20 protein-coding genes are annotated in these 22,028 nt (G+C 74.5%); 9 read left to right on the top strand and 11 right to left on the bottom strand.

Annotation, left to right across the window (positions count from 1 at the left end; translation table 11 throughout):
- Nucleotides 1–5: 5 nt before the first annotated feature.
- Nucleotides 6–1,220: an acyl-CoA dehydrogenase family protein gene (locus AB0G79_RS17665; protein WP_360807267.1), complete on the top strand. Its 1,215-nt coding sequence runs from the start codon at nucleotides 6–8 to the stop codon at nucleotides 1,218–1,220.
- Nucleotides 1,221–1,224: 4 nt separating this feature from the next.
- Here the strand turns inward: AB0G79_RS17665 and AB0G79_RS17660 are convergent, their stop codons facing one another.
- Both AB0G79_RS17660 and AB0G79_RS17655 read right to left on the bottom strand, forming a co-directional pair.
- A complete protein-coding gene (locus AB0G79_RS17660; RefSeq protein WP_360807265.1) occupies nucleotides 1,225–1,818 on the bottom strand; it encodes a TetR/AcrR family transcriptional regulator in 594 nt (197 codons plus the stop codon).
- A gap of 84 nt (nucleotides 1,819–1,902) precedes the next feature.
- The gene (locus AB0G79_RS17655; protein ID WP_360807263.1) at nucleotides 1,903–2,676 is read right to left on the bottom strand and encodes an SDR family oxidoreductase; all 774 of its coding nucleotides are present in this window, start codon (nucleotides 2,674–2,676) and stop codon (nucleotides 1,903–1,905) included.
- 159 nt (nucleotides 2,677–2,835) lie between these two features.
- Between AB0G79_RS17655 and AB0G79_RS17650 the strand changes: the two genes are divergently transcribed.
- The 3 genes from AB0G79_RS17650 (at nucleotide 2,836) to AB0G79_RS17640 (ending at nucleotide 6,161) form a co-directional block, all read left to right on the top strand.
- Nucleotides 2,836–4,083 (top strand): DUF1343 domain-containing protein, encoded by a 1,248-nt coding sequence (locus AB0G79_RS17650; RefSeq protein WP_360807261.1) that lies wholly within the window; start codon nucleotides 2,836–2,838, stop codon nucleotides 4,081–4,083.
- Nucleotides 4,084–4,191: 108 nt separating this feature from the next.
- On the top strand, nucleotides 4,192–5,460 hold the full coding sequence (locus AB0G79_RS17645; protein ID WP_360807259.1) for a serine-threonine protein kinase: 1,269 nt from the start codon (nucleotides 4,192–4,194) through the stop codon (nucleotides 5,458–5,460).
- A gap of 86 nt (nucleotides 5,461–5,546) precedes the next feature.
- Nucleotides 5,547–6,161: a hypothetical protein gene (locus AB0G79_RS17640; protein WP_360807258.1), complete on the top strand. Its 615-nt coding sequence runs from the start codon at nucleotides 5,547–5,549 to the stop codon at nucleotides 6,159–6,161.
- A gap of 541 nt (nucleotides 6,162–6,702) precedes the next feature.
- Here AB0G79_RS17640 and soxR read toward each other — a convergent pair.
- Nucleotides 6,703–7,182: a redox-sensitive transcriptional activator SoxR gene (gene soxR / locus AB0G79_RS17635; RefSeq protein WP_360807256.1), complete on the bottom strand. Its 480-nt coding sequence runs from the start codon at nucleotides 7,180–7,182 to the stop codon at nucleotides 6,703–6,705.
- Between the two features lie 105 nt (nucleotides 7,183–7,287).
- On the opposite strand from soxR, the gene AB0G79_RS17630 reads away from it, so the two are divergent.
- Nucleotides 7,288–7,749 (top strand): MaoC family dehydratase, encoded by a 462-nt coding sequence (locus AB0G79_RS17630; RefSeq protein WP_360807254.1) that lies wholly within the window; start codon nucleotides 7,288–7,290, stop codon nucleotides 7,747–7,749.
- On the opposite strand, the gene AB0G79_RS17625 is transcribed toward AB0G79_RS17630, so the two are convergent.
- The 3 genes from AB0G79_RS17625 to AB0G79_RS17615 form a co-directional block, all read right to left on the bottom strand.
- Nucleotides 7,740–8,369 (bottom strand): TetR/AcrR family transcriptional regulator, encoded by a 630-nt coding sequence (locus AB0G79_RS17625; protein ID WP_360807252.1) that lies wholly within the window; start codon nucleotides 8,367–8,369, stop codon nucleotides 7,740–7,742. The two genes, AB0G79_RS17630 and AB0G79_RS17625, sit on opposite strands and share 10 nt — an antisense overlap.
- Before the next feature lie 59 nt (nucleotides 8,370–8,428).
- Entirely contained in the window at nucleotides 8,429–8,716 is a 288-nt protein-coding gene (locus AB0G79_RS17620) for a YiaA/YiaB family inner membrane protein (protein WP_360807250.1), read from the bottom strand.
- Nucleotides 8,717–8,807: 91 nt separating this feature from the next.
- Nucleotides 8,808–9,965, bottom strand: coding sequence for an acyl-CoA dehydrogenase family protein (locus tag AB0G79_RS17615; protein WP_360807248.1), 1,158 nt, complete (start codon nucleotides 9,963–9,965; stop codon nucleotides 8,808–8,810).
- 68 nt (nucleotides 9,966–10,033) lie between these two features.
- On the opposite strand from AB0G79_RS17615, the gene AB0G79_RS17610 reads away from it, so the two are divergent.
- The 3 genes from AB0G79_RS17610 to AB0G79_RS17600 all read left to right on the top strand — a co-directional run bounded on the left by AB0G79_RS17610 (nucleotide 10,034) and on the right by AB0G79_RS17600 (nucleotide 12,402).
- Nucleotides 10,034–10,693 (top strand): TetR/AcrR family transcriptional regulator, encoded by a 660-nt coding sequence (locus AB0G79_RS17610; RefSeq protein ID WP_360807246.1) that lies wholly within the window; start codon nucleotides 10,034–10,036, stop codon nucleotides 10,691–10,693.
- Nucleotides 10,694–10,711: 18 nt separating this feature from the next.
- Nucleotides 10,712–11,407, top strand: a complete 696-nt coding sequence (locus tag AB0G79_RS17605; protein WP_360807244.1) for a winged helix-turn-helix domain-containing protein — start codon at nucleotides 10,712–10,714, stop codon at nucleotides 11,405–11,407.
- Nucleotides 11,408–11,487: 80 nt separating this feature from the next.
- Nucleotides 11,488–12,402, top strand: a complete 915-nt coding sequence (locus AB0G79_RS17600) for a DMT family transporter (RefSeq protein WP_360807242.1) — start codon at nucleotides 11,488–11,490, stop codon at nucleotides 12,400–12,402.
- A gap of 101 nt (nucleotides 12,403–12,503) precedes the next feature.
- Here AB0G79_RS17600 and AB0G79_RS17595 read toward each other — a convergent pair whose 3' ends face one another.
- Nucleotides 12,504–13,586 carry a Zn-dependent alcohol dehydrogenase gene (locus AB0G79_RS17595; RefSeq protein WP_360807423.1) on the bottom strand — a complete coding sequence of 361 codons (1,083 nt, stop codon included), beginning with the start codon at nucleotides 13,584–13,586 and terminating at the stop codon, nucleotides 12,504–12,506.
- A gap of 119 nt (nucleotides 13,587–13,705) precedes the next feature.
- Nucleotides 13,706–15,097, bottom strand: a complete 1,392-nt coding sequence (locus AB0G79_RS17590) for an aldehyde dehydrogenase family protein (RefSeq protein WP_360807240.1) — start codon at nucleotides 15,095–15,097, stop codon at nucleotides 13,706–13,708.
- Nucleotides 15,098–15,566: 469 nt separating this feature from the next.
- Here AB0G79_RS17590 and AB0G79_RS17585 point away from each other — a divergent pair, with 469 nt between their 5' ends.
- On the top strand, nucleotides 15,567–18,887 hold the full coding sequence (locus tag AB0G79_RS17585) for an AAA family ATPase (RefSeq protein ID WP_360807238.1): 3,321 nt from the start codon (nucleotides 15,567–15,569) through the stop codon (nucleotides 18,885–18,887).
- Between the two features lie 93 nt (nucleotides 18,888–18,980).
- Here the strand turns inward: AB0G79_RS17585 and AB0G79_RS17580 are convergent, their stop codons facing one another.
- The 3 genes from AB0G79_RS17580 to AB0G79_RS17570 form a co-directional block, all read right to left on the bottom strand.
- Entirely contained in the window at nucleotides 18,981–19,646 is a 666-nt protein-coding gene (locus AB0G79_RS17580; protein ID WP_360807236.1) for a class F sortase, read from the bottom strand.
- A gap of 133 nt (nucleotides 19,647–19,779) precedes the next feature.
- Nucleotides 19,780–20,430: a hypothetical protein gene (locus AB0G79_RS17575; RefSeq protein WP_360807234.1), complete on the bottom strand. Its 651-nt coding sequence runs from the start codon at nucleotides 20,428–20,430 to the stop codon at nucleotides 19,780–19,782.
- A gap of 132 nt (nucleotides 20,431–20,562) precedes the next feature.
- Nucleotides 20,563–22,017 carry a citrate:proton symporter gene (locus tag AB0G79_RS17570; protein WP_360807232.1) on the bottom strand — a complete coding sequence of 485 codons (1,455 nt, stop codon included), beginning with the start codon at nucleotides 22,015–22,017 and terminating at the stop codon, nucleotides 20,563–20,565.
- Nucleotides 22,018–22,028: the final 11 nt, after the last annotated feature.

The following is a 22,028-nucleotide window of genomic DNA, read 5'->3' as shown; positions in this document are numbered from 1 at the left end:
CCGCCATGGACTTCGCGTACGACGCCCGCACCGAGGAGCTCCGGTCCCGGCTGCTCGCCTTCATGGACGAGCACGTCCTCCCGGCGGAGGCCGTCGCCGAGGAGCAGCGCGCGCTGCTCGCCTCGCCCTGGGACACCCCGCCGGTGGTCGAGGAGCTCAAGGCCGAGGCCAAGCGGCAGGGCCTGTGGAACCTCTTCCTTCCCGACCACGAGTACGGGGCCGGGCTCACCAACCTCCAGTACGCGCCGCTCGCCGAGATCACGGGCCGCAGCCCCCAGCTCGCCCCGACCGCGCTGAACTGCGCGGCCCCGGACACCGGGAACATGGAGCTGCTCGCCCAGTTCGGCGACGAGGCGCAGAGGAAGCAGTGGCTCGAACCGCTGCTCGCGGGCGAGATCCGCTCGGCCTTCGCCATGACGGAGCCCGAGGTGGCCTCGTCCGACGCCACCAACGTCGAGACGCGGATCCGGCGGGACGGCGACGCGTACGTCGTCGACGGCCGCAAGTGGTACATCTCCGGGGCCATGAACCCCGACTGCCGGATCCTCGTCGTCATGGGCAAGACCGACCCCGACAACCCGGACCCGCGCCGCCAGCAGTCGATGATCCTCGTGCCGCGCGACACCCCCGGCGTCGAGGTCCGGCGCGCGATGCGGGTGTACGGGTACGAGGACCACTACCACGGCGGCCACGCCGAGGTGCTGTTCGACGGGGTGCGGGTCCCGGCCGCGAACCTCGTCGGCGAGGAGGGCGGCGGCTTCGCCATCGCCCAGGCCCGGCTCGGCCCCGGCCGCATCCACCACTGCATGCGGCTCATCGGCATGGCGGAGCGGGCGGTCGAGCTGATGTGCCGCCGCGCGGTCTCCCGTACGGCCTTCGGGAAGACGCTCGCCCAGCAGGGCGTCGTCCAGACCTGGATCGCCGACGCGCGCGTGACGATCGAGCAGCTGCGGCTGCTCGTCCTCAAGACCGCCTGGCTGATGGACACCGTCGGCAACCGGGGCGCACACACCGAGATCCAGGCCATCAAGATCGCCACCCCGCGCGCGGTCGTCGACATCATCGACAAGGCGGTGCAGCTGCACGGCGCCGGCGGGGTCTCGCAGGACTTCCCGCTCGCCGAACTCTGGGCCGCCGCGCGGACCCTGAAGCTGGCGGACGGCCCGGACGAGGTGCACCAGCGGTCGCTGGCGCGGCGGGAGCTGAAGCGCTACCTGTGACGGCTCACGGGCGCAGGGCCCGCAGCAGGAGGTCGGCCAGGTGGTCGGCGACCTGCTGCGGGGTCAGCGGGCCGTCCGGGCGGTACCACGTGGACAGGTGGTGGACCGAGCCGAAGTGGTAGTCGACGACGAGCGAGGCCGGGGTCGCCGAGGAGAACACCCCGGCGCGCTGGCCCTCTTCGACCAGGGCGCGGAAGCGCTCGTGGTAGCGGCGGCGCTCGGCCCGTACCTGCTTGTTCTTCTCCGGGCTGAGGTGGTGCATGGAGCGGAAGAAGATGGCGGCGTCGTCGAGGTTCTCGATGGTCGTGACGACCACGTCGGCGGCGGCTCCGCGCAGCCGGTCCTCGATGGGCGCGTCGGCGTCCGCGTACGCGTCGAGCCGCTCCTGCTGGAGGCGCAGGACCCGGGCGTAGACCTCCTGGAGGAGGTCCTCCTTCGAGCCGAAGTAGTGGTAGAGAGCGCCCTTGGTGACCCCGGCGGCCTCGACGATCTCCTGGACGGAGGTGCGGTCGTACCCCTGCTCCGCGAAGAGGCGGGTGGCGGCGGCGAGCAGCCTCTGCGGGACGGGCGCCTCGCCCTCGTCCGTCGTCCTGGCCATGCTCCGCCGCCTTCCGTCGTGGTCGTCCGTGTGGACGGGAACGGCGTTCCCGTCGGTAGATCTTCCCATCCGCCGCGGCCCGGATCAGCGGGCGCCGGTCTCCCAGGCCCGCTGCACGTGGTTCATCGTGCCGAGCCAGCGCTCGGGGTCGGTGGCGCGGTTGCGGTAGTAGCCGGCGACCTCGGGGTGGGGCAGGACGAGGAAGCGGTCGGCGGCGATGGCGTCGAGGAGGGCGTCGGCGACGTCCTCGGGCTCGATGGCCGTGGGGGCGAGGACGAGGTCGCCGGCCGATCCGGCGGCGGTGAGCATGTCCGTACGGACGCCCTGCGGGCAGATGGCGTGGACCCGGAGACCGCGGTGGCGGTAGGTGAGGGAGAGCCACTCGGCGAAGGCGTACGCGCCGTGCTTGGAGACGCTGTACGGCGCCGCGCCGATCATCGTGAGCAGTCCTGCGGCGGAGACGGTGGAGACGAACCGGCCCTCGCCGCGTTCCAGCCAGGCCGGGAGCAGGGCGCGGGCGGCGCGGACGTGGGCCATGACGTTGACGTCCCAGGCTGCGGCCCAGACGTCCTCGTCGGCGAAGGCGTCGCCCGGCGAGGAGAGCCCGGCGTTGGCGCACCAGACGTCGACGGTGCCGCCGAGGGCCTCGCGGGCCTCCTCGACGACGGCGGAGGCGTCGCCGGCGACGGCGAGTCCTCCGATCTCCTCGGCCATGGCCGCGGTACGGGCCGGGTCGAGGTCGTTGACGACGACGCGGGCGCCCTCGGCCGCGAAGCGGCGGGCGAGGGCGGCGCCGATCCCGCCGGCGGCGCCGGTCACGACGACGCGGGCGCCTTCGAGGTGGTGTTCCTTCTCCATGTGCCTGCCTTCCCCTGGTCGACGCGGGCAGACTAACCGGTCGGTATGGAGTGGGGGAAGACGGGAAGCGGAAGACCTCTCCGCATGCCTCGTTCCCGGGAGCGCCGCCGGGCGCTAGCGTGCGTGCGCATGTCACCCCGGTCGTTCCGAGGAGGTCCCATGGGTCTGTCGCGACGGAGTCTGCTGGCCGCGGGCGGGGCGGTGGTCGCCTCGGCGTCCGCGGCCACGGCGTCCGCCGTCTCCCCTCCGCCCGGCCACGGCCGGGTGCGGACCGGCTTCGAGCGGCTCGCGGCGGACGGGTACGCGCTCCTCGCGGGCGAACGCGTCGGGATCGTCACCAACCCGACCGGCGTCACCGCCGACGCCCGGCACGTCGTCGACGTCATGCACGCCGACGACCGGGTCGACCTCGCCGCCGTCTTCGGCCCCGAGCACGGCTTCCGGGGCACCGCCCAGGCCGGCGGGTCCGAGGGCCGCCACGAGGACCCGGCCACCGGCCTCCCGGTCCACGACACCTACCTCAAGAGCGGGCAGGCCCTCGCGGACGTCTTCACGGCCTCCGGCGTGGACACCGTCGTCTTCGACATCCAGGACGTGGGCGCGCGCTTCTACACGTACATCTGGACGCTGTACGACTGCATGGCGGCGGCCGCCCTCGCCGGGAAGCGGTTCGTGGTCCTCGACCGGCCGAACCCGGTCACCGGGCGGGCGGCGCTCGGGCCCGTCCTGGAGCGGGCGTTCGCGACCTTCGTCGGGCGCGAGCCGATCGCGCAGGCGCACGGCATGACGGTGGCCGAGCTCGCGCTGCTCTTCAACGCGGAGTTCCTGCCGGTGCCGGTGGAGCTGGAGACGGTCCGGATGACCGGCTGGCGACGCGGGGAGTTCTTCGACGCGACCGGACTGCCCTGGGTGCCGCCGAGCCCCAACATGCCGACACCGGACACGGCACTCGTCTACTCGGGCACCTGCCTCTTCGAGGGGACGAACCTCTCCGAGGGTCGGGGCACGACCCGGCCCTTCGAGCTCCTCGGCGCCGAGGGGATCGACCGCCGCTGGGCGGAGGCGGCGAACGCGCTCGGCCTGCCCGGGGTCCGCTTCCGCGAGGCGTACTTCGCACCCACGTTCTCGAAGTTCCAGGGGAGGACGGTGGGCGGGGTGCAGCTGCACGTCGACGACCGGGCGGCCTTCGACCCGGTGCGCACCGGGATCGGACTGCTCGTGACGGCCCGGAACTCGTGGCCGGGCTTCGCCTGGCGGGCCGACCACTGGATCGACAAGCTGACCGGCTCGACACGGGTACGGACCCTGATCGACGCGGGCGCGGACACCGACGAGGTCGTGGGGGCCTGGGAGCCGGGGCTCGCGGCCTTCCGCGACGTGCGGAGCGCGTACCTGCTGTACCGCTGACGGGACGTCTCCCCGCAGGTCTGGGCGGGGCCGCGCGCGGGCATGCTGCCAGGGAGCCGCCGCGCGCGGCCACCTCGACGTGGAGGGGCGGGTCGTGCCGTGACCGGGATGAGTGTGGAGCCGTACCGGGAGCTCACCTTCGACAAGGACGGCGACGGGCCCGCGGGGCAGTCCGCGGCCCTGGTCGCGCTGGCCCGGCAGGGGGTGACGGACCTCGTGCTGCTCGCGCACGGCTGGAACAGCTCACCCTCCGGCGCCACCCGCCTCTGCTCGGACTTCTTCGCCCCCTTCCCCGGGCTCCTCGGGCCGGGCGTGGAGGCCGGGTACGCGGGGGTGATGTGGCCCTCGATGATCTTCACGGACGAGCCGGTGCGCGACTACCGGGCGCTCGTGACGGTCCTCCCGGAGAAGGAGCCGGTCATCGGGCGGATCACGGAGCTGCTCTCGCTGGCTCCGCCGGAGGAGGCGGCGTTCGCGGAGTTCGGCGAGCTGCTGCGGGAGCTGACGGACGCGTACGGGGACGGGGACCTCGCCAGGGGCGGGGAGGCCCTCGCCGGGGACGCGGCGCCCGTGCCGGAGTTCCTGGTGGCGGATCCGGTGCGGGTCTGCGCGGTGTTCACGGAGGCGCTGGACGAGACCGGGGAGACGCCCCTCGGCCCGGGCTTCGGCCCCGGGCTCGACCGCGGCCTCGGCGGCGGGATCGGCCGGTACTGGAAGGGCGCCAAGGAGGTGCTGCGCCAGGCCACGTACTACGTGATGAAGCGGCGGGCCGGGCGGGTCGGCGAGGCGGGGCTCGGGCCGCTGCTCGGCGAGGTCGCCCGCGCCGCCCCGGGCCTGCGGGTCCACTTGGTGGGGCACAGCATGGGCGCCCGGCTCGTCGCGTACGCGCTGCGGGGGCTTCCGTCGGGGACGCGGCCGGTGGCCTCCGTGACCCTGCTTCAGGGCGCGTTCTCGCACTACGCCTTCGCCCCGCGCCTGCCCCACGACCCGGGGCGCTCCGGCGCGCTGCGCGGCATGCAGGACCGGGTGCGGGGACCGGTGGTGGCCTGCCACTCGCGGCACGACACGGCTCTCGGGGTCATGTACCCGCTGGCGTCGCGGCTGGCGCGCGACGCCGAGTCGGCGGCGGGCCCGCTCCCCGGTCCCCTGGCCGGGCCGCTCGGCGCGCGGGATCCGCGCTGGGGCGCGATCGGGTACGACGGCGTCCTCGCGGTGCCGGGGACGATGGCGCTGACCCTGGCGGAGGCGCTCCGTGACGGGGTGCCGGGCGCGGGGTGCGTGAGCGTGGACGCGGCCGAGGCGGTGCGCTCGCACGGCGACATCCGCCGCCCGGAACTCGCCCGGGTGGTCGTGTCGGCGGCCCGGGCGGGACTTTGACGCTTTCCGCGTGTCGCCGGAACACGGCGGGCCGCTCGTTCGTCCTCCAGATACCGCGGTAGGACCAGCGACGGAGGTGGCGAGAGATGGCCGGTTTCCGGAGTCTCGCGAGACAGGTGCGTGATCCCGGGTGCGACACGGCGCTGCGCAGGTACTCGCTGCGCAAGTGCCTGGAGCGGTTCGCGCCGTACGGACACCGGGCGACCTGGGACCATCTGTGCCGCAGGCACAGGTTCGGGCCCGAGGACCGGGAGCTCGACCCGGGGCGGCTGGTGGCCGCGCTCGACGAGCTGGAGGAGGCGCGGGCCGTGTGGCTCGCGTACGAGGAGCAGTTCGCCGCCCGGCGGCGGCGCGAGAAGCACGAGGGGCTGCGGCGGCTCGGCGCGGTCGACGACTGGCACCGGCGCGTCTGGGGCGGCAACGGGGTCGTGCGGTGCGGCGACCCGGAGGTGCACCCCTCGGACCCGCTGCCGGAGGTGATCCGTCGTCTGATCACCGCCCTGGAGGACGGGCCGGGCGAGCGGTGTCCGGTGTGCGAGGGACCGCGGATCGAGTGGCGGAGCGGGTCCGCGGAGACGTACGAGCCGTGGCTCGGCCCGGTGTGCGGAGACTGCGGCGTGGGCGTCCCGCGCGCGGTGCTGACCTCCGGGGCGCTGGCCCGGGCGCGGGCCGGACACCGCCCGCTGGCCTCGGCGGCCTGAGACCACGACCGGTACACCGGCGTCGGGCTACGGCTACGGCTACGGCTACGGCTACGGCTACGGCGAGCGGACACCGGCGCCGACGGGGGACTCCGGCGGCCGGACCCGGTCGCCCAGCAGACGGAGACCGACGGCGAGCGACCGGACACCCGCGCCGAGCGGACGAACGCCGGCGACCGGAGATCGGCGCCGAGCGGACGGACCCCAGCGGCCGGCGGGCGGGCGCCGACCGCCGGCGAGCGGGCGGGCTCTGGTGCTGACGGCGGGCGGGCGTCGCGCGTCCCGCCGGTTCCGTCCGCAGGGCCCTCGCCTCGCCCATGACTTCCCGTGTCCGCGCCGAGCACACGTCCGGCGCGGGCCCGGTACGGCGGCCGCCACGGCGTGGGGTCCGACGGGCCGCGTGCCGGGCGGCGAAGTCCCGGTTTCCGGCCGGCCCCCGGGGCCGCGCGCCCCGGGCCGGAGGGCCTCAGCCCTGACGGGCCGTCGCGTGGCGGAGCTCGTACCCCTAGGGACTGTCCGGCGGATCAGGGTCGGACAGGCCCTAGTCTTCGACGCCCTCGCCGGGACGGCGTGTCGGCATGAGGACCGAGCCGACGATCCGGTCGCCGATGACGTCGTCGGGGTTGGACAGGACGCAGTTCTCCAGGGAGAGGCAGCCGCAGCCGATGCAGTCCGTCAGGTGGTCGCGGAGGCGGCCCAGTTGACGGATGCGCTCGTCGAGCTCGGTGCGCCAGGCCGCCGAGAGCCGTGCCCAGTCCTCCTTCGTCGGCGTGCGTTCCTCGGGGAGCCTGGCCAGGGCCTCGCGGACCGTGGCCAGCGGGATGCCGACGCGCTGCGCGGCCCGGACGAAGGCGACCCGGCGGAGGGCGTCACGGCTGTAGCGGCGCTGGTTGCCCGAGGTGCGACGGCTGCGGATGAGCCCCTTGGCCTCGTAGAAGTGCAGGGCGGAGACGGCGGCCCCGCTACGGGCCGAGAGCTGGCCGACGGTGAGTTCGTTGATCTTCTCTGGAAGCTGCGCCACTCCCCGAACCCTACCCATCTCCGTTGACAGGACGCCGCCCTCACCACAATGCTGAGCAAGCGCTTAGTCCTGGTAGTACACGAGTCCATCTGAGGGAGCGGGAACATGGCCGAGCCGAGGATCTTCACCTCCGCCGACGAGCTGCGCGCGGGGGTCGGCGAGCAGCTGGGGTACAGCGACTGGCTGGAGATCGACCAGAAGCGCATCGACCTCTTCGCCGACGCCACCGGCGACCACCAGTGGATCCACGTCGACCCGGAGCGCGCGGCCGACGGCCCCTTCGGCGCGACGATCGCGCACGGCTACCTGACCCTCTCGCTGCTGCCGCTGTTCGTCCCGCAGGTCCTGCGGGTCGAGGGCATGAAGATGGGCCTGAACTACGGCACCGAGAAGGTCCGCTTCCCCTCCCCCGTGCCGGTCGGCTCGCGGCTGCGTGCCACGGCCGTCCTGACGAAGGTCGAGGAGGCCGGCGGCGGCGTGCAGGTCACGGCGGCGGTGACCGTCGAGCGCGAGGGCTCCGAGAAGCCCGTCTGCTTCGCCGAGTCGGTCTCCCGCTACTACTTCTGAGCCCCGCCGACCATGCGGAGGACGAGGTCGGCGTAGAGCGCGCCGACCTCGTCGGCCGTCCTGCGGCCCTGCGTGGTGAACCAGCGCGAGACGTCGATGCAGAGCGAGAGCACGGCGACGGTGGTGCCGGGGACGTCGGGCACGTCGAACTCGCCCGCCGCGACGCCCTCCTCGATGATCCGCCGCACGGCGGCGTCGGACTCCTTGCGGAGCTCGACGATCTCGGCCCGGTGCTCGGGGCTGAGGGCGTCCAGCTCGTACTGGACGATGCGCGCGGTGGCGTGGCCCTCGGCGTGCCAGCGGACGAAGGAGTGGACGGCGTCGGCGAGCCGCTCGGCGGCGGTGCCGTCCCCGTCGGCCCCGGCACTGAGGATCTCCAGGGCGCGGCGGTGACCGATGCGGCTGATCCGGTGGAGCAGCTCTTCCTTGGTCTTGTAGTGGATGTAGAGCGCGGCCGGGCTCATGCCGGCGCGGCCGGCGATGTCACGGGTGGTGGTCGCGTGGTAGCCGCGTTCGGCGAACGCTTCGACGGCGGCCACGAGCAGCCGTCTGGCCGCCTCGGGCGTGACCTCGGCCCAGGGCACGTCCTCGCGCCCGGGCGTCTCCTCCGCCGCGCTCATCCCACACTCCTTCTCGACCCCGTCCGGACGAACACCATACATCGAGGGTGAGCAAGCGCTTAGATCTTGTGGAAGGGGTCGTGCTCGGCGAGGAGCTTCTCCAGGCGGGCCTGGTCGACCCGGCTGACGATCTGGCCGGCCTCCTGCCGGTCGCGGATGACCTTGGCGAGCGTGAAGGCCGAGGTCGTGAGGTACAGGACCGCGATGGCGAGGAAGGCCCGCACCCAGCCGCTGGCTTCGAGCTGGTAGATGCCGACGGCCACGGCCGCGAGGGCGATGCCGAAGGAGATGACGGCCTGCGTGTAGTACGCGGCGGTGTTCTGCTGCTTGACCGGTGTGTCGCTCATGGACGACAGCATCGGGCGGATGTGGCCCCCGCCACATCCGCCCGGATACTCAGACGCGTACTCAGACGGCCCCGCGCATGCGCCACGGGGCTCAGAAGGCGGAGACCCCCGTCAGCGCGCGGCCGATGATGAGCTTCTGTATCTGGCTGGTGCCCTCGTACAGCGTCATGACGCGGGCGTCGCGGACCAGCTTGCCGACGGGGTACTCGTCGATGTAGCCGTAACCGCCGAAGACCTGGAGGGCGTTGTTCGCGGCGCGGACGGCGGCCTCGGAGGCGTACAGCTTCGCCTTGGAGGCGGCGGTGGCGAAGTCCTGGCCCCGGTCGATCAGGTCGGCGACCCGCCAGGTGAGCAGCCGGGCCGCGTCCACGTCGACGGCGATGTCGCTGATCAGCTCCTGCACGAGCTGGTACGAGGCGATGGGCTTGCCGAACTGCTCGCGCTCCCCCGCGTACCGGACGGCCGCGTCGAGGGCTGCCTGCGCGATGCCCACGCAGCCGGCGGCGACCGACATGCGGCCCTTGGCGAGCGCGGACATGGCGACGGCGAAGCCCTTGCCCTCGGGGCCGAGCATCGCGGAGGCCGGGACGCGGACGTCCTCCAGGACCAGTTCGGCGGTGGCCTGGCCGCGCAGGCCGAGCTTGCCGTGGATGGGACGGCGGGTGAGCCCGGGGGTGTCGGTGGGGACGAGGAAGGCGGAGACGCCCCTGTGGCCGGGGGTGTCGTCGGTACGGGCGAAGAGCAGCACCAGGTCGGCCCAGGTGCCGTTCGTGATGAACATCTTGGTGCCGTTGACGACGTAGTCACCGGAGTCGCCGTCGCGGACCGCGCGGGTGGTCAGGTTGCCCGCGTCGGAGCCGGTGCCGGGCTCGGTGAGGCCGAAGCAGCCGAGCGCGTCACCGGAGGTGAGGCGGGGCAGCCACTCGCGCTTCTGCTCCTCGGTGCCCCAGCTCGCGAGGGTCTTGGCGACCAGGCCGAGGGAGACGGAGACGATGCCGCGCACCGAGGAGTCGCCGCGGCCCAGCTCCTCGGTGACGAGGCAGTACGCGAGGTGGTCGCCGCCCGAACCCCCGTACTCCTCGGGGACGGTGAGCCCGAGGAAGCCGACGGCGCCGAGCTTCTTCACGATCGAGCGGTCGACCTCCTCGGCGCGGTCCCAGGCGGTGGAGTGCGGGGTGACCTCGCGGGCCACGAACTCCTCGGCGAGCCGCCGCACGGCCTCCTGCTCCTCGCTCAGCTCCAGATTCACGCCGGTGCCACCCCACTCGCTTTTAATTACCACTGCTAGTTTTATCTGCCGTGCCTACTATGTGCGCCATGGCCCGACCGCGCAAGCCCCTGCTCAGCCGTGACCGCATCGTCGGGACGGCGGGTGCACTCGTCGACGCGGAAGGGCTCGCCGCGCTCTCCACCCGACGGCTCGCGGCCGAACTCGGGGTCAGCGGGCCCTCGCTCTACAACCACTTCCGCACCAAGGACGAGATCCTCGACGCGGTGGCGGACGCGGTGAGCGCGAAGATCGACCTGACGATGTTCGACGAGGCCGACGGGCGCGACTGGCGCACGGCGCTGCACGACTGGGCGGTCTCCTACCGCGCGGCCCTCGCCGACCACCCGCACATCGTCCCGGTCCTCGCCCAGGGCCCCGGCCGCCGCCCGGCGGGCCTCAGGGTCGCCGACGCCGTCTTCGGCGCGATGGTCCGCGCGGGCTGGCCCCCGGCCCAGGCCACCTCGATCGGCGCGCTCATGCGGTACTTCATCACCGGTTCCGCCCTCGGCTCCTTCGCCCGCGGCTTCGTCGACGACGAGACGGCGTACGACCCCGCCGACTACCCCCACCTCGGCCAGGCCCACCTCCTCGCGGAACACCGGCAGAAGGTCGACGACCGGGCCTTCGACACCGGGCTGCGGGCGCTGCTCGACGGGCTCGCGGCGCAGTTCCCCCGCCGCGACGGTTCGGCCGCCGCCGAACGGTGAGTGCGGCAGGCTTGGCGCATGGCAGCCAGTGACCTCGCCGCCCTCGCGGCGCTCTTCGCGGACGAGACCCGTGCCGCGTTCGCCCTCGCCCTGCTCGACGGGCGCGCCTGGACCGCCGGGGAACTCGCCCGCCACGCGCGCGTGGCGCCCTCCACCGCGAGCGAGCACCTCGGGAAGCTCGTCGCGGGCGGGGTGCTCACGGAGGAACGGCAGGGCCGGCACCGGTACGTGCGCCTCGCCGACCCCGGGGTCGCCCACCTCGTCGAGGACCTGGCCGCCCGCTCCGAGCCCGCGACACCCGCGCCGCCCCGCTCGCTGCGGGCCGCCGGCGCGGGGGCGGCGATGGCTCGGGGCCGTACCTGCTACGACCACCTCGCCGGGCGGCTCGGCATCGCCGTCACCGACGCCATGACCGCGCGCGGACTCCTGCGCCAGGACACGGGCTTCGCGCTCACGGACCGGGGCCTCGGCTGGTTCGAGGACCTCGGCGTCGCCCTCGTGCCGAAGGGCCGCCGGCCCCTCGCGCGGGCCTGCCTCGACTGGACCGAGCGCAGGCCGCACCTGGCGGGGGTCGCGGGCGCGGCGCTCTGCGCACACGCGCTGGAGGCCGGCTGGTGCGTACGGATCGGGTCGGAGCGGGCGGTGAGGGTGACGGCCGAGGGCGAGCGGGCGCTGCGGGAGACGCTGGGGATCGAGGCGGGGGCTCTGCGCTAGCTCTGCCGTTCGCCGCGGCTGGTCCCGGGGTGCGGAATATTGCGGTGAGCGCCGAAGGGTTCTCGCCCTACCGTCGGGACATGCCGAACCGATCCTCGCGCCTCGCCCTCGCCGCCGCCGGTGTCACCGTCGTCCTGTGGGCCTCCGCCTTCGTGTCCATCCGCAGCGCCGGGGCAGCCTACTCCCCCGGCGCGCTCGCCCTCGGGCGACTGCTCGCCGGGGCTCTGGTCCTCGCCGTCTTCCTCGTCGTCCGCCGTGAGGGCGTCCCGCCCCGGGCGGCCTGGCCCGGGATCCTGATCTCCGGGCTGCTCTGGTTCGGGGTCTACATGGTGGTCCTCAACTGGGGCGAGCAGGAGGTCGACGCGGGCACGGCGGCGATGATCGTGAACATCGGCCCGATCCTCATCGCCCTGCTCGGCGCCCGGTTCCTGAAGGAGTCGCTGCCGCCCCGGCTGCTCGCGGGCATGGCCGTCTCCTTCGCGGGCGCGGTCACGGTCGGCCTGTCGATGTCCGGCGAGGGACACGCCTCCGTGCTCGGCGTCCTGCTCTGCCTGGTCGCGGCGGTGGCGTACGCGGGCGGAGTCGTCGCCCAGAAGCCGGCGCTCGCCCACGGCAGCGCGCTCCAGGTGACGACCTTCGGCTGCCTGGTGGGCGCCGCGGCCTGCCTGCCGTTCGCGGGGCAGCTGGTCGAGGAGGCGGGCCGGGCGCCGCTGAGCGCGACCCTGAACATGATCTACCTGGGCGTGTTCCCGACCGCGCTCGCGTTCACCACCTGGGCCTATGCCCTGGCCCGTACGACCGCGGGACGGATGGGCGCGACGACCTACGCCGTACCGGCCCTGGTCGTGCTGCTGGCCTGGGTGTTCCTGGGCGAGCTGCCGGGGGCGCTGACCCTCGTCGGGGGCGCGCTGTGCCTGGCCGGTGTGGCCGTGTCGCGGTCGCGTCCGCGGGCCGCGGCGGCCGAGACACCCGAGGCGCCCGAGACGGCACGATGAGCACGCCATGAGCACGCCATGAGCACGCCATGAGCACGCCATGAGCACGCCATGAGCGCGCGTGGGCCGTGCCACCCGCGGGCGGCACGGCCCACGCGTGACTACGGGAAGACGACCAGCGCCCGGCCGCCCTTGCCCGCGAGCATGTTCTCGAAGGCGCCCGGGATGCCGTCGAGGGTGATCCGCTCGGTGACGAGCGCGCCGAGGTCGAAGCGTCCGGCCCTGATGTGGTCGGCGAGGACCGGCAGGTCGACGGCCGGGTCGGAGTTGCCGTAGACGCAGCCGGAGAGCGTACGGCCCCAGTGGAAGAGCTCCAGCGCGTGGAAGCTCACCTGCTGGTCCTTGCCGCCGATGCCGACGACCGTGGTCCGGCCGCCGCGCCGGGTGGACTCCCAGGCCGTGCGGATGGTCACGGCGCGGCCGACGCACTCCACGGCCACGTCGACGCCGTGCCCGCCCGTCAGCTTCCTGATCTCCTTGGCCGTCGTGCCGGAGGCGACGACGTACTCGGTGGCGCCCGCCGCCCTCGCCAGGGCCTCCTTCTCCGGGGAGACGTCGACCGCGACGATCGTCGAGGCCCCCGCGATCCGGGCAGCCTGGAGCGTGGCCAGGCCCACGCCGCCGACACCGAAGACGGCGACCGTCTCGCCCTCGCGGACGCGGGCGGAGTGGTGGACCGCGCCCCAGCCGGTGAGGACGGCGCAGCCGAGGAGGGCCGCGTCGGTGAGCGGGACGCCGTCGGGGGCGGGCAGGACGCAGTTCGCGGCGACGACCGTCTCCTCGGCGAAGGCGGCGACGTTGAGGCCCGGGTGGAGCTCGGTGCCGTCCTCGGTGCGGGCGTGGATGTTCGCCGCCCCGGCGAGGGCGTCGGCACAGAGCCAGACCTCGCCGAGCGAGCAGGGGTGGCATGCGCCGCAGGACGGCGCCCAGTTGAGGACGACGCCGTCGCCGACGGAGACGTGCGTGACGCCCTCGCCGACGGAGACGACCGTCCCGGCGCCCTCGTGGCCGAGGACGGCCGGGACCGGCACGCGCATGGTGCCGTTGGAGAGCGACAGGTCGGAGTGGCAGACCCCGGCGGCGGCGAGCCGGACCCGGACCTGGCCGGGGCCGGGCTCGGGGAGTTCGATGCCGGTGATCTCCAGGGGGGAGCCGACGGCGGGCAGGACGGCGGCGCGGATCAGGCTCACGTGCGGTGCTCCTCGTGACTCGGAACTGACAGGCCGTTCGGAAACGGACGGGACCGTCAGACGTGACAGGACCGTCAGGGACTGACAAGGACCGTCAGGGACTGACAGGACCCTCAGAACTGCAGGGACTTCGTCTGGAGGTACTCGGCGAGACCGTGGACGCCGAGCTCGCGGCCCACGCCCGACTGCTTCCAGCCGCCGAAGGGCGCGAGCGGGTTGAAGCGGCCGCCGTTGATGTCGACCTGGCCGGTCTCCATGCGGCGGGCGAAGGCGACGGCCGCCTCGGGCTCGCCCCAGACGGCTCCGGCGAGTCCGTACTCGGTGCCGTTGGCGATGGCCAGGGCGTCGGCCTCGTCCTCGTACCGGATGATCGAGACGACCGGGCCGAAGATCTCCTCGCGGGCGACGGTCATCTCGGGGGTGACGTCGGCGAAGACGGTCGGGGAGACGAAGTAGCCGGTCTCGCGGGGGGCCTCGGGGCCGCCGGCGACGAGGCGGGCGCCCTCTTCGAGGCCCTTCTCGATGTAGCCGCGGACGCGCTGCTGCTGCTTGGCGTTGACGAGCGGCCCGACGCGCTCCCCGGGGACGTACTTGGCGACGGCCTCGGCGGCGAGCGCCACGGCCTCCTCGTAGCGCTCGGCGGGGACGAGCATCCGGGTCCAGGCGCTGCACGTCTGGCCGGAGTTGGACATGACGTTGGCGACGCCGACGGCGACGGCCTTGGGGAGGTCGGCGCTCGGCAGGATGACGTTGGCGGACTTGCCGCCGAGTTCGAGGGCGACCCGCTTGACCGCGCCGCCCGCGAGGGCGCCTATGCGGCGGCCGACGGCGGTGGAGCCGGTGAAGGAGACGAGGTCGACGTCCGGGTGCTCGGCGAGCGCCTGGCCGGCGACCGGCCCGAGGCCGGTGACGAGGTTGAAGACGCCGGCGGGCAGGCCGGCCTCGTGGGCGGCCTCGGCGAAGAGCTGGGCGGTGAGCGGGGTGTCCTCGGCGGGCTTGAGGACGGTGGTGCAGCCGGCGGCGAGCGCGGGGGCGACCTTGGCGACGATCTGGTGGAGCGGGTAGTTCCAGGGGGTGATCGCGGCGACGACGCCGACCGGCTCGGCGTAGACGGTGGAGTTGCCGACCTTCTCCTCGAAGGGGTGGGTGGCGGCGAGTTCGGCGTACGTGCCGGCGACGGCGATCGGCAGTCCGGCGTGGACGGCGGCGGCGAGCTGCGGCGGGGCGCCGAGCTCGGCGGTGACGGTGGCGGCGATCTCGTCGGCGCGGGCGGCGAGCGCGTCGCGGAGCGCGGCGATGCGGGCGGCGCGCTCGGCGGGCGGGGTGGTGGCCCAGGCCGGGAGGGCGGCGCGGGCGGCGCGTACGGCGGCGTCGACGTCCTCGGCCGTGCCGGCCGGGACGTGGCCGATGACCTGCTCGTCGGCCGGGTTGATCACGGGGATGGTCTCCGCCGAGGAGGCGGGACGCCACTCCCCGCCGATGTACATCGCGTCGTGGGCCTTCATCCGCTGTCTCCTCACATTACCGACGGGTTCGTCGTCCGCACCCAAACTAGCGCCGTTAGTTTTTCGGCGCCAGGGCCCTCCGGAGTGCCCTGGGTCTCGTGCGGCCGGAACGGACGGCACGGGTCCGCGCAGCCCATCGCGCCTTGTGCCGACATGCCTCCGGGCCTCCGTGCAGGCGCACCGCCCCGGAGCCGACCGAGACCCCTTGCCCCGCTCGCCCCAGGCCCCTCGCCTCTCGGTAATGCCCCGGTAACGGCGCCGCCCTAGTCTCGCCGACCAGGCCCGCCCCGCCCTCCGGGCCCTTCCCCCGGGCCACCCGCACGGGGTGGCGGGGCGTCGGCTTCGCCCTCCTCCCGGAGCCGGCGGCAGAACCAGGAACACCCGGGAGCGGGACCGACCGGCTCCCGCGTCTCCCGACTCGGACCGGGCCATTCAGTTGCTCAGGGCACCGATTACAGTGGGCGCCCTCATGAGCGCAGACATACCGACGAGCGCGGCGACGACGCTGCGCGTGCGACTCTTCGGCGGGTTCCGGATCGACCGGGACGGCGGGCCGCCGCTCTCCGAGCGGTGGCCGCGTCCGAGCGCCCGGACGCTGGTGAAGCTGCTCGCGGTCGCCCCCGGCCACAGCCTCCACCGCGAGCAGGCCATGGAGATCTGCTGGCCGGCCGCCGATCCGCAGGCAGCCCTCGGCAGCCTGCGGGTGGCGCTGCACGCCGCCCGCCGGGCGATCGAACCCGAACTGGCTCCCCGCTCCACCTCCTCCTACCTGACCAGTGAGGGATCTCTTCTCCGCCTCGATCCGCGGACGGTACGGATCGACGCCGACGAGGCCGAGCGCCTCGCCGAGGCGGCGCTGGCCCTCGGCGGGCGCACCGAACTCGCCGCCGCCCTGGCCGCCTTCACGGGCGAGCTGCTCCCCGAGGACCGCTACGCCCCCTGGGCCCAGCCCCGCCGCGAACGGCTGACCGCACTCCGCGAGCGCACCCTGCTCGCCCTCGCCTCCGCCCACCTGGCGGCGGGCGCCCCGGAGGAGGCGATCCCGGCGGCCGAGCAGGTCCTCGCGGCGTCCCCCGCCGAGGAGGAGGCGCACCGGATCCTCATCGGGGCCTACGTACGCCAGGGGCTGCGGCGCCGCGCGGTCGCCCAGTACCACCTGTGCCGTGAGGCCCTGGAGGCGGAGTTCGGCGTCCGCCCGGACCGGGAGACCGAGCGGCTGCACCGCGCGGCCCTCGCGGCGCCCGTCCCGGCCCCCCGCTCCGTGGGGCCGGCGCTGCCGGCGGTGGTGCGGCAGCCGCCCTCCGCCCCGCTGCGCGGCCGGGACGACCTCCTCGCCCGGCTGCTCGACGCCGGCTCCCCGCCCGTCCTCCTCCTCACGGGCGAGGCGGGCCTCGGCAAGACGCGCCTTGCCGGGGAGGCCGCCCGGCGGGCGGCCGCCGAGGGAACGGCCGTGCTGTGGGGTGCGGGCCACGACGCGGAGGGGCACACGCCGTACGGCCCGTTCGCCGAGGCGCTGGACGGCTGGCTGGCGGACCGGCCGACCGCGGAGCGGGCCAGGGCGGGAGCGGAGTATCCCGAACTGGCGACGCTTCTGCCGTCCTTGGGGCGGGTGCGTCCGGAGAGCGGGCGGAGTCCCGAGGAGGAGCGGGACCGGCTGTTCCGGGCGACGGCGGGGCTGCTCGGGGAACTGGCGGCGGAGCGGCCCGTGATGGTGGTGCTGGACGACCTCCACGCCGCGGACGCGGGCTCGTTCCAGCTCCTCAGCCATCTTGCGCGACGGGCGAGGGAGGGCGGAAGGCCCTGGCGACTTCTCGCCACCGTGCGCCCCGAGGAACTTCCCGCGTCCGACCCCCGCCGTCAGGCCCTCGACCTGCTGCTCCGCCAGTCCCTTGCCGCCTGGGTCGACTTGCCCCGGCTCTCCCGGGAGGCCTGTCTCGCCCTCACGGCGGACGTGGTGGGCGCCGACGGAGCCGTACCGGAGCGGGTGTGGGAGCTGTCGCTCGGCAATCCGCTCTTCGCGCTCGAACTGGCCCGGGCGGTACGCGACGGCGAGGAGCGCCCCGGCGCTCCGGAGGGCGTGCGGCAGTTGGTCGCCGAGCGCCTGGCCCGGCTGGGTCCCGCGGCCCGCCGGGTGGTCGACGCGGTCGCGGTCGCCGGGCAGGACGCCGCCCTCGGCGAGGTCCTCGACGTCGCCCGTCGCGGCGGGCACCCGCGGCTCTCGGCGGCCGAGGCGACGGAGGGCGTGGAGGCCGCGGTCGCCGCCTCGGTCGTCGAGGAGCGGCCGGTGGTCAGCGAGGGCCGACCCGTCGCCGGGCTCGCGTTCCGCCACCCGCTGGTGCGGCTGACCTGCTACGACGGCCTGTCGGCCGCCCGCCGCCGACTGCTGCACTCGGCCTACGCGGAGACCGTGCTGCGCCGTCGGCCCGACGCCGTCGACACCCTCGCCGCCCATCTGACCAGGGCGGACGACCCCCGGGCCACCGACTACCTCCGCCAGGCCGCCGAGCGCGCCGCCGCGCTGTACGCGAACGACACGGCCGACCGCTACTACGCCGAACTCACCGACCGGCTCGACGCGCTCGCCGCCGAGTCCGCGCGGGCCCGGATCGACCGCAGCGCGGTCCTGCGCCGCCTCGGCCGCTTCGAGGAGGCGGCGCGGCTGCTCGACGAGGCCCTGGAGGAGCTGGGCCGGCGCGGGGACGCCGACGGCCGGGTCCTGGCGGCGGCGCGGCTCGCGGAGATGCTGCCGAAGACCCGCGGCACGGAGCCCGGCTTCCGGATCCTCGACTCCTGGCCGCCGGGGCCCGACACCCCGGCCGCCGTGGCGAGCGCGCACCACCTGGCCCGCGCGGTGCTGTGCTTCGTGACGGGACGTTACGAGGAGGGGGTCGCCGCCGCCCGGGCAGCGGAGGGCACGGCCCGGACCGTGACGGGTCCGGAGCGGCGCGGGCTGCTCGCCAGGGCGCTGGCCCTGCGGGCGACCTCGCTGGGGCTCGCGGGCCGCTTCGGGGAGGCGCGTCCGGTCGCGGACCGCGCGCTTCCGCACGCGGAGGCGTACGGCGATCCCCAACTGCTCGGCTCGGTCCTCTCGGTCCTCCGGGAGACGTCCCGGCGCAGCGGGCGCCTGCGCGAGGCGATCGCGACGGGCCGTCGGGCCCTCGCGCTCGCCGAGCGCTCGGGAGATCCGACGGCGACGGTCTTCGAGCGGGCCAACCTGGCCGAGCTCCACCTCCTGGTGGAGGAGGTGGCGGAGGCCCGCGAGCTCGCCGAGACGGCCGTACGGGACACGGAGCCGCCGACGGCCTGGTGCGCGCCCTACGCGCTCGTGGCACGCGCGCGCGTGCACATGCGGGAGGGGGAGCCGGGCGGGGGCGAGCTCCTCGAACCGGCCGAGCGGACGGCCGTGGCCCAGGGCGACCACCAGGCCGTGTACGAGGTCAGGTCGGCCCGCGCCGAACTGGCGGTACGGGAAGGCCGCCCCGAGGAGGCGCTGACGCTGCTCGCCGGTTACCGGGAGGCCGGGACGGCCCACCTGCGGGCCTGGGCGCTGCTGGCCTGCGGGCGGGCCGAGGAGTCCGCCGAGGCGGCGGAGGCCGAGGCCGGCCGGGCGGGGCGGGCCGGGGAGCGGCTCGCGGAGGTCGAGGCCCGTACGGTCCGGGCCGCCGCGCTCGCGGCCCTCGGCCGCGAAGGGGAGGCGGCCGAGGGCTTCGACCGGGCGGCGGCCCTGTCGGCGGAACTGCCGTACCCGGCGGGTGCGCGCCGGGTCGCCGACGCCCGCGAGGGGCGCTGAGAAAGGGAATCGGGAGGAGCGGGCGGAGGGCGGCCGGGGCGGCGGGGGCGGCTGGGCCCCGCCGCTCCCGCCGCCCTCCCGTCGGTGCGACCGTCAGATCTCCCGGTCGACGTCGGTGAGGTGGGCGAAGACGACGATGTTCGCCTCGTACCCCTTCTTGCGGTCGAACGTCCCGCCGCAGGTGAGCAGCCGTAGTTCGGGCCGCCCGGTGGGGCCGTACACCTCCTTGTCGGGGAACGCGTCCTTCGCGTACGTCTTGACCCGGTCGACGGTGAAGACGGCGACCTTGCCGTCCGCGCGCGCGACGCGCACGGTGTTCCCGGCGCTGAGCGAGTCGAGGTTCAGGAAGACGGCGGGGCCGCTGCGCGTGTCACGGTGGCCGACGACCACGGCCGTGCCGCGCTCCCCGGGCGTGGCGCCCTTCCCGTACCAGCCGACGATCCGCGGGTCGTCGACGGGCGGGGTGGCGAGCCGGCCTTCGCCGTCCAGTCCGAGCGTGGTGACCGGGGCCTCGATGGTGATGGCCGGGACGGCGAGCACCGTGGGGCGCGAGCGCCCCAGAGGTGCGGGCGGGGGCGGCGGCTTGGGCGGGGGCTCGGGTTTCGCGAGCGCCCGCGACACGCCCTCGGCGCCGTCGGTCCGCAGGCCGCCGGCCTTGTGGTCGACGGCGGCCGGGGCGCCGGCCGCCGCTCCCACCGCGGCCTGACCGGCGGCGAGCGGCGGACCGGCCGGTTCCCCGTCGCCTGCCCACCAGGCCACCCCGGCCACCAGGACGCACGTCGCCGTGACGGTCCTGGCGAGCCGGAGGAGCCGTCGCCGCCGGCGCGCGAGACGGGATCGCGGCGCGGGGCGGAGCGCGGGCGTGGGACGGGGCCCGGTCGTGAGGCGGGACCTACGCGGCGCCATTGTCGCGGCGGCGCGAGCGACGGATCAGGACCAGTCCGGCCGTACCGGCGAGGCCCGCCGCGACGGCGGCCCCGATGCCGAAGGCCGAGGAGTCCTCCGCCGCGATCGGCGCGCTGCCGCCGCCGCCCGCGCCGACCGGGCCGTGCGGGGGCTTGCCGTGGCCGCCGGGGCCTCCGCCGGGACCACCGTTGCCGTTGGTGGGCGTGGGGGTCGGGGTGGGGTTGGTGTCGGGGCAGTCGACCTTGAAGACCTTCTGCTTGCCGGCCCCGTTCTCGCCCTCGAAGGTCCACACGAGCTTGTACATGCCGTCCGGCAGCGCGAGGTCCTCCGTGTGGCCCTTGCCGGAGGTCAGGGTGATGTGGCCGCTGAGGTTGGGGTCGTCGGCCTTGGGTGGCTGCGGGGTGATCGACCAGTCGACTTCCTGGAGGGTGTCGAAGTTGAAGGCGGCGAGGTAGAACTCGCAGACCTTCGGCTCGTCCCGCTGGTCGTCGGGGTCGGTACCGGACTTGTGGATCTTTACGTCGCCGTTGTCACCGGGGGCGGCGAAGGCCGAGGGCGCGCCCGTGAGGGCGAGACCGCCGAAGGCCAGGGTGGTGGCGGCGGTGGCGGCGAGGGAGCGAACGATGCGTGCGGCCATGCGGGGTTCCTCCGAAGGAAGCGCGGCGGGCGATTAAAGCGATAATGCGACTATCTGTCACGGAATGGACACGAAGGGTGGCGACATGCGTCACCACCCTCCGAAGTCGCCCGTCCGGCGCAGACCCGGCGGTCAGATGATCCCGAAGAGGATCCCGGCGGCGAGAACCACCAGCGAGGTCAGCGCCGCCCACTTCACGGTGAACCGGGTGTGGTCGCCGAACTCCACCTTCGCCATGCCCACGAGCACGTACACGGCCGGGACCAGCGGACTCGACATGTGCAGCGCCTGGCCGACCAGCGAGGCCCGCGCGATCTCCAGCGGCGAGACCCCGTGCGCCGCGCCCGCCTCGGCGAGGACCGGCAGCACACCGAAGTAGAAGCCGTCGTTCGACATGAAGTACGTGAGCGGGAGGCTCAGGACGCCGGTGACCACGGCCATGTGGGGACCCATGCCCGCCGGGATCGCGCCGACGAGCCAGTCGGCCATGTGCTTGACCATGCCGGTACCCGTGAGGACGCCGGTGAAGACGGCGGCCGCGAAGACCATGCCGGAGACGTTGAGGACGTTGTCCGCGTGGGCGGCGAGACGGGCCTTCTGCTCGGCCATGTCGGGGTAGTTGACGGTGAGCGCAAGCGCGGCGCCGAGGAGGAACAGGACCGGGATCGGCAGCAGTTCGAGGATCATCGCGGCCAGGAGCAGGACCGTGAGGCCTGCGTTGAACCAGTACAGCCCGGGGCGCAGCGTCGCGCGGTTCGGGTCGAGGCCCTGGAAGCCGTCGTCGGCGACCGGGGTTCCGGAGCCGGCGCCCGCACCCGTACCCGTGACCCCGACCGTGCCCGTGCCCGTGCCCGTGACCGTGACCGTGACCCCACCCTTGCCCGTGCCCGTGCCGGTGCCAGGGCTTCCCGCGCCCCCCGCCGCGACCAGGACGGTCTCGGCCCCCGGTTCGAGCGCCTCGTCGAGGGTGAGGAAGCCGAGCCGCTTGCGCTCACGGCGGCCCAGGACGTACGCGAGGGCGAAGACGAAGAGCAGGCCGACGCCGAGCGCGGGGATCATCGGTACGAAGATGTCGGCGGCGTCCAGCTTCAGCGCGGTCGCGGCGCGGGCGGTGGGGCCGCCCCAGGGCAGGGTGTTCATGACGCCGTTGGCGGTGGCGGCGACACCGGTCAGGACGACGAGGCTCAGACCGAGCCGCTTGTACAGCGGGTACATCGCCGAGACGGTGATCATGAAGGTGGTCGAGCCGTCCCCGTCCAGGGAGACGATCGCGGCGAGCACCGCCGTGCCGACGACGACGCGGACCGGGTCGGCCTTGCAGAAGCGCAGGATGCCCCGGACGATCGGGTCGAAGAGGCCGACGTCGATCATGACGCCGAAGTAGACGATCGCGAACATCAGCATCGCGGCGGTCGGCGCGAGCTTGCCGACCCCCTCGATGACGTAGTCGCCGAGCTGGGCTCCCTGCCCGACCGCGACACAGAAGAGCGCGGGAATCAGTACGAGCGCCGCGATCGGCGACATCTTCTTCGTCATGATCAGGACCAGGAAGGTCGCGATCATGGCGAAGCCGAGGACGGTCAGCATGGAGGACACCT

Source organism: Streptomyces sp. NPDC020807 (genome assembly GCF_040641575.1).
In the GTDB taxonomy this organism is placed as follows: domain Bacteria; phylum Actinomycetota; class Actinomycetes; order Streptomycetales; family Streptomycetaceae; genus Streptomyces.
The sequence above is the reverse complement of the archived record's forward strand: the minus strand, read 5'-3'. Positions and strand labels throughout refer to the sequence as shown.

Excerpts from the sequence above, each read along its gene's own strand:
- AB0G79_RS17645 (WP_360807259.1), top strand. The coding sequence starts at position 4,192 with ATGAGTGTGGAGCCGTACCGGGAGCTCACCTTCGACAAGGACGGCGAC.
- AB0G79_RS17650 (WP_360807261.1), top strand. The coding sequence starts at position 2,836 with ATGGGTCTGTCGCGACGGAGTCTGCTGGCCGCGGGCGGGGCGGTGGTC.
- AB0G79_RS17665 (WP_360807267.1), top strand. The coding sequence starts at position 6 with ATGGACTTCGCGTACGACGCCCGCACCGAGGAGCTCCGGTCCCGGCTG.
- AB0G79_RS17600 (WP_360807242.1), top strand. The coding sequence starts at position 11,488 with ATGCCGAACCGATCCTCGCGCCTCGCCCTCGCCGCCGCCGGTGTCACC.
- AB0G79_RS17575 (WP_360807234.1), bottom strand. The coding sequence starts at position 20,430 with ATGGCCGCACGCATCGTTCGCTCCCTCGCCGCCACCGCCGCCACCACC.
- AB0G79_RS17585 (WP_360807238.1), top strand. The coding sequence starts at position 15,567 with ATGAGCGCAGACATACCGACGAGCGCGGCGACGACGCTGCGCGTGCGA.
- AB0G79_RS17620 (WP_360807250.1), bottom strand. The coding sequence starts at position 8,716 with ATGAGCGACACACCGGTCAAGCAGCAGAACACCGCCGCGTACTACACG.
- AB0G79_RS17655 (WP_360807263.1), bottom strand. The coding sequence starts at position 2,676 with ATGGAGAAGGAACACCACCTCGAAGGCGCCCGCGTCGTCGTGACCGGC.
- AB0G79_RS17660 (WP_360807265.1), bottom strand. The coding sequence starts at position 1,818 with ATGGCCAGGACGACGGACGAGGGCGAGGCGCCCGTCCCGCAGAGGCTG.
- AB0G79_RS17570 (WP_360807232.1), bottom strand. The coding sequence starts at position 22,017 with ATGCTGACCGTCCTCGGCTTCGCCATGATCGCGACCTTCCTGGTCCTG.
- AB0G79_RS17640 (WP_360807258.1), top strand. The coding sequence starts at position 5,547 with ATGGCCGGTTTCCGGAGTCTCGCGAGACAGGTGCGTGATCCCGGGTGC.
- AB0G79_RS17605 (WP_360807244.1), top strand. The coding sequence starts at position 10,712 with ATGGCAGCCAGTGACCTCGCCGCCCTCGCGGCGCTCTTCGCGGACGAG.
- AB0G79_RS17625 (WP_360807252.1), bottom strand. The coding sequence starts at position 8,369 with ATGAGCGCGGCGGAGGAGACGCCCGGGCGCGAGGACGTGCCCTGGGCC.
- AB0G79_RS17610 (WP_360807246.1), top strand. The coding sequence starts at position 10,034 with ATGGCCCGACCGCGCAAGCCCCTGCTCAGCCGTGACCGCATCGTCGGG.
- AB0G79_RS17630 (WP_360807254.1), top strand. The coding sequence starts at position 7,288 with ATGGCCGAGCCGAGGATCTTCACCTCCGCCGACGAGCTGCGCGCGGGG.
- AB0G79_RS17590 (WP_360807240.1), bottom strand. The coding sequence starts at position 15,097 with ATGAAGGCCCACGACGCGATGTACATCGGCGGGGAGTGGCGTCCCGCC.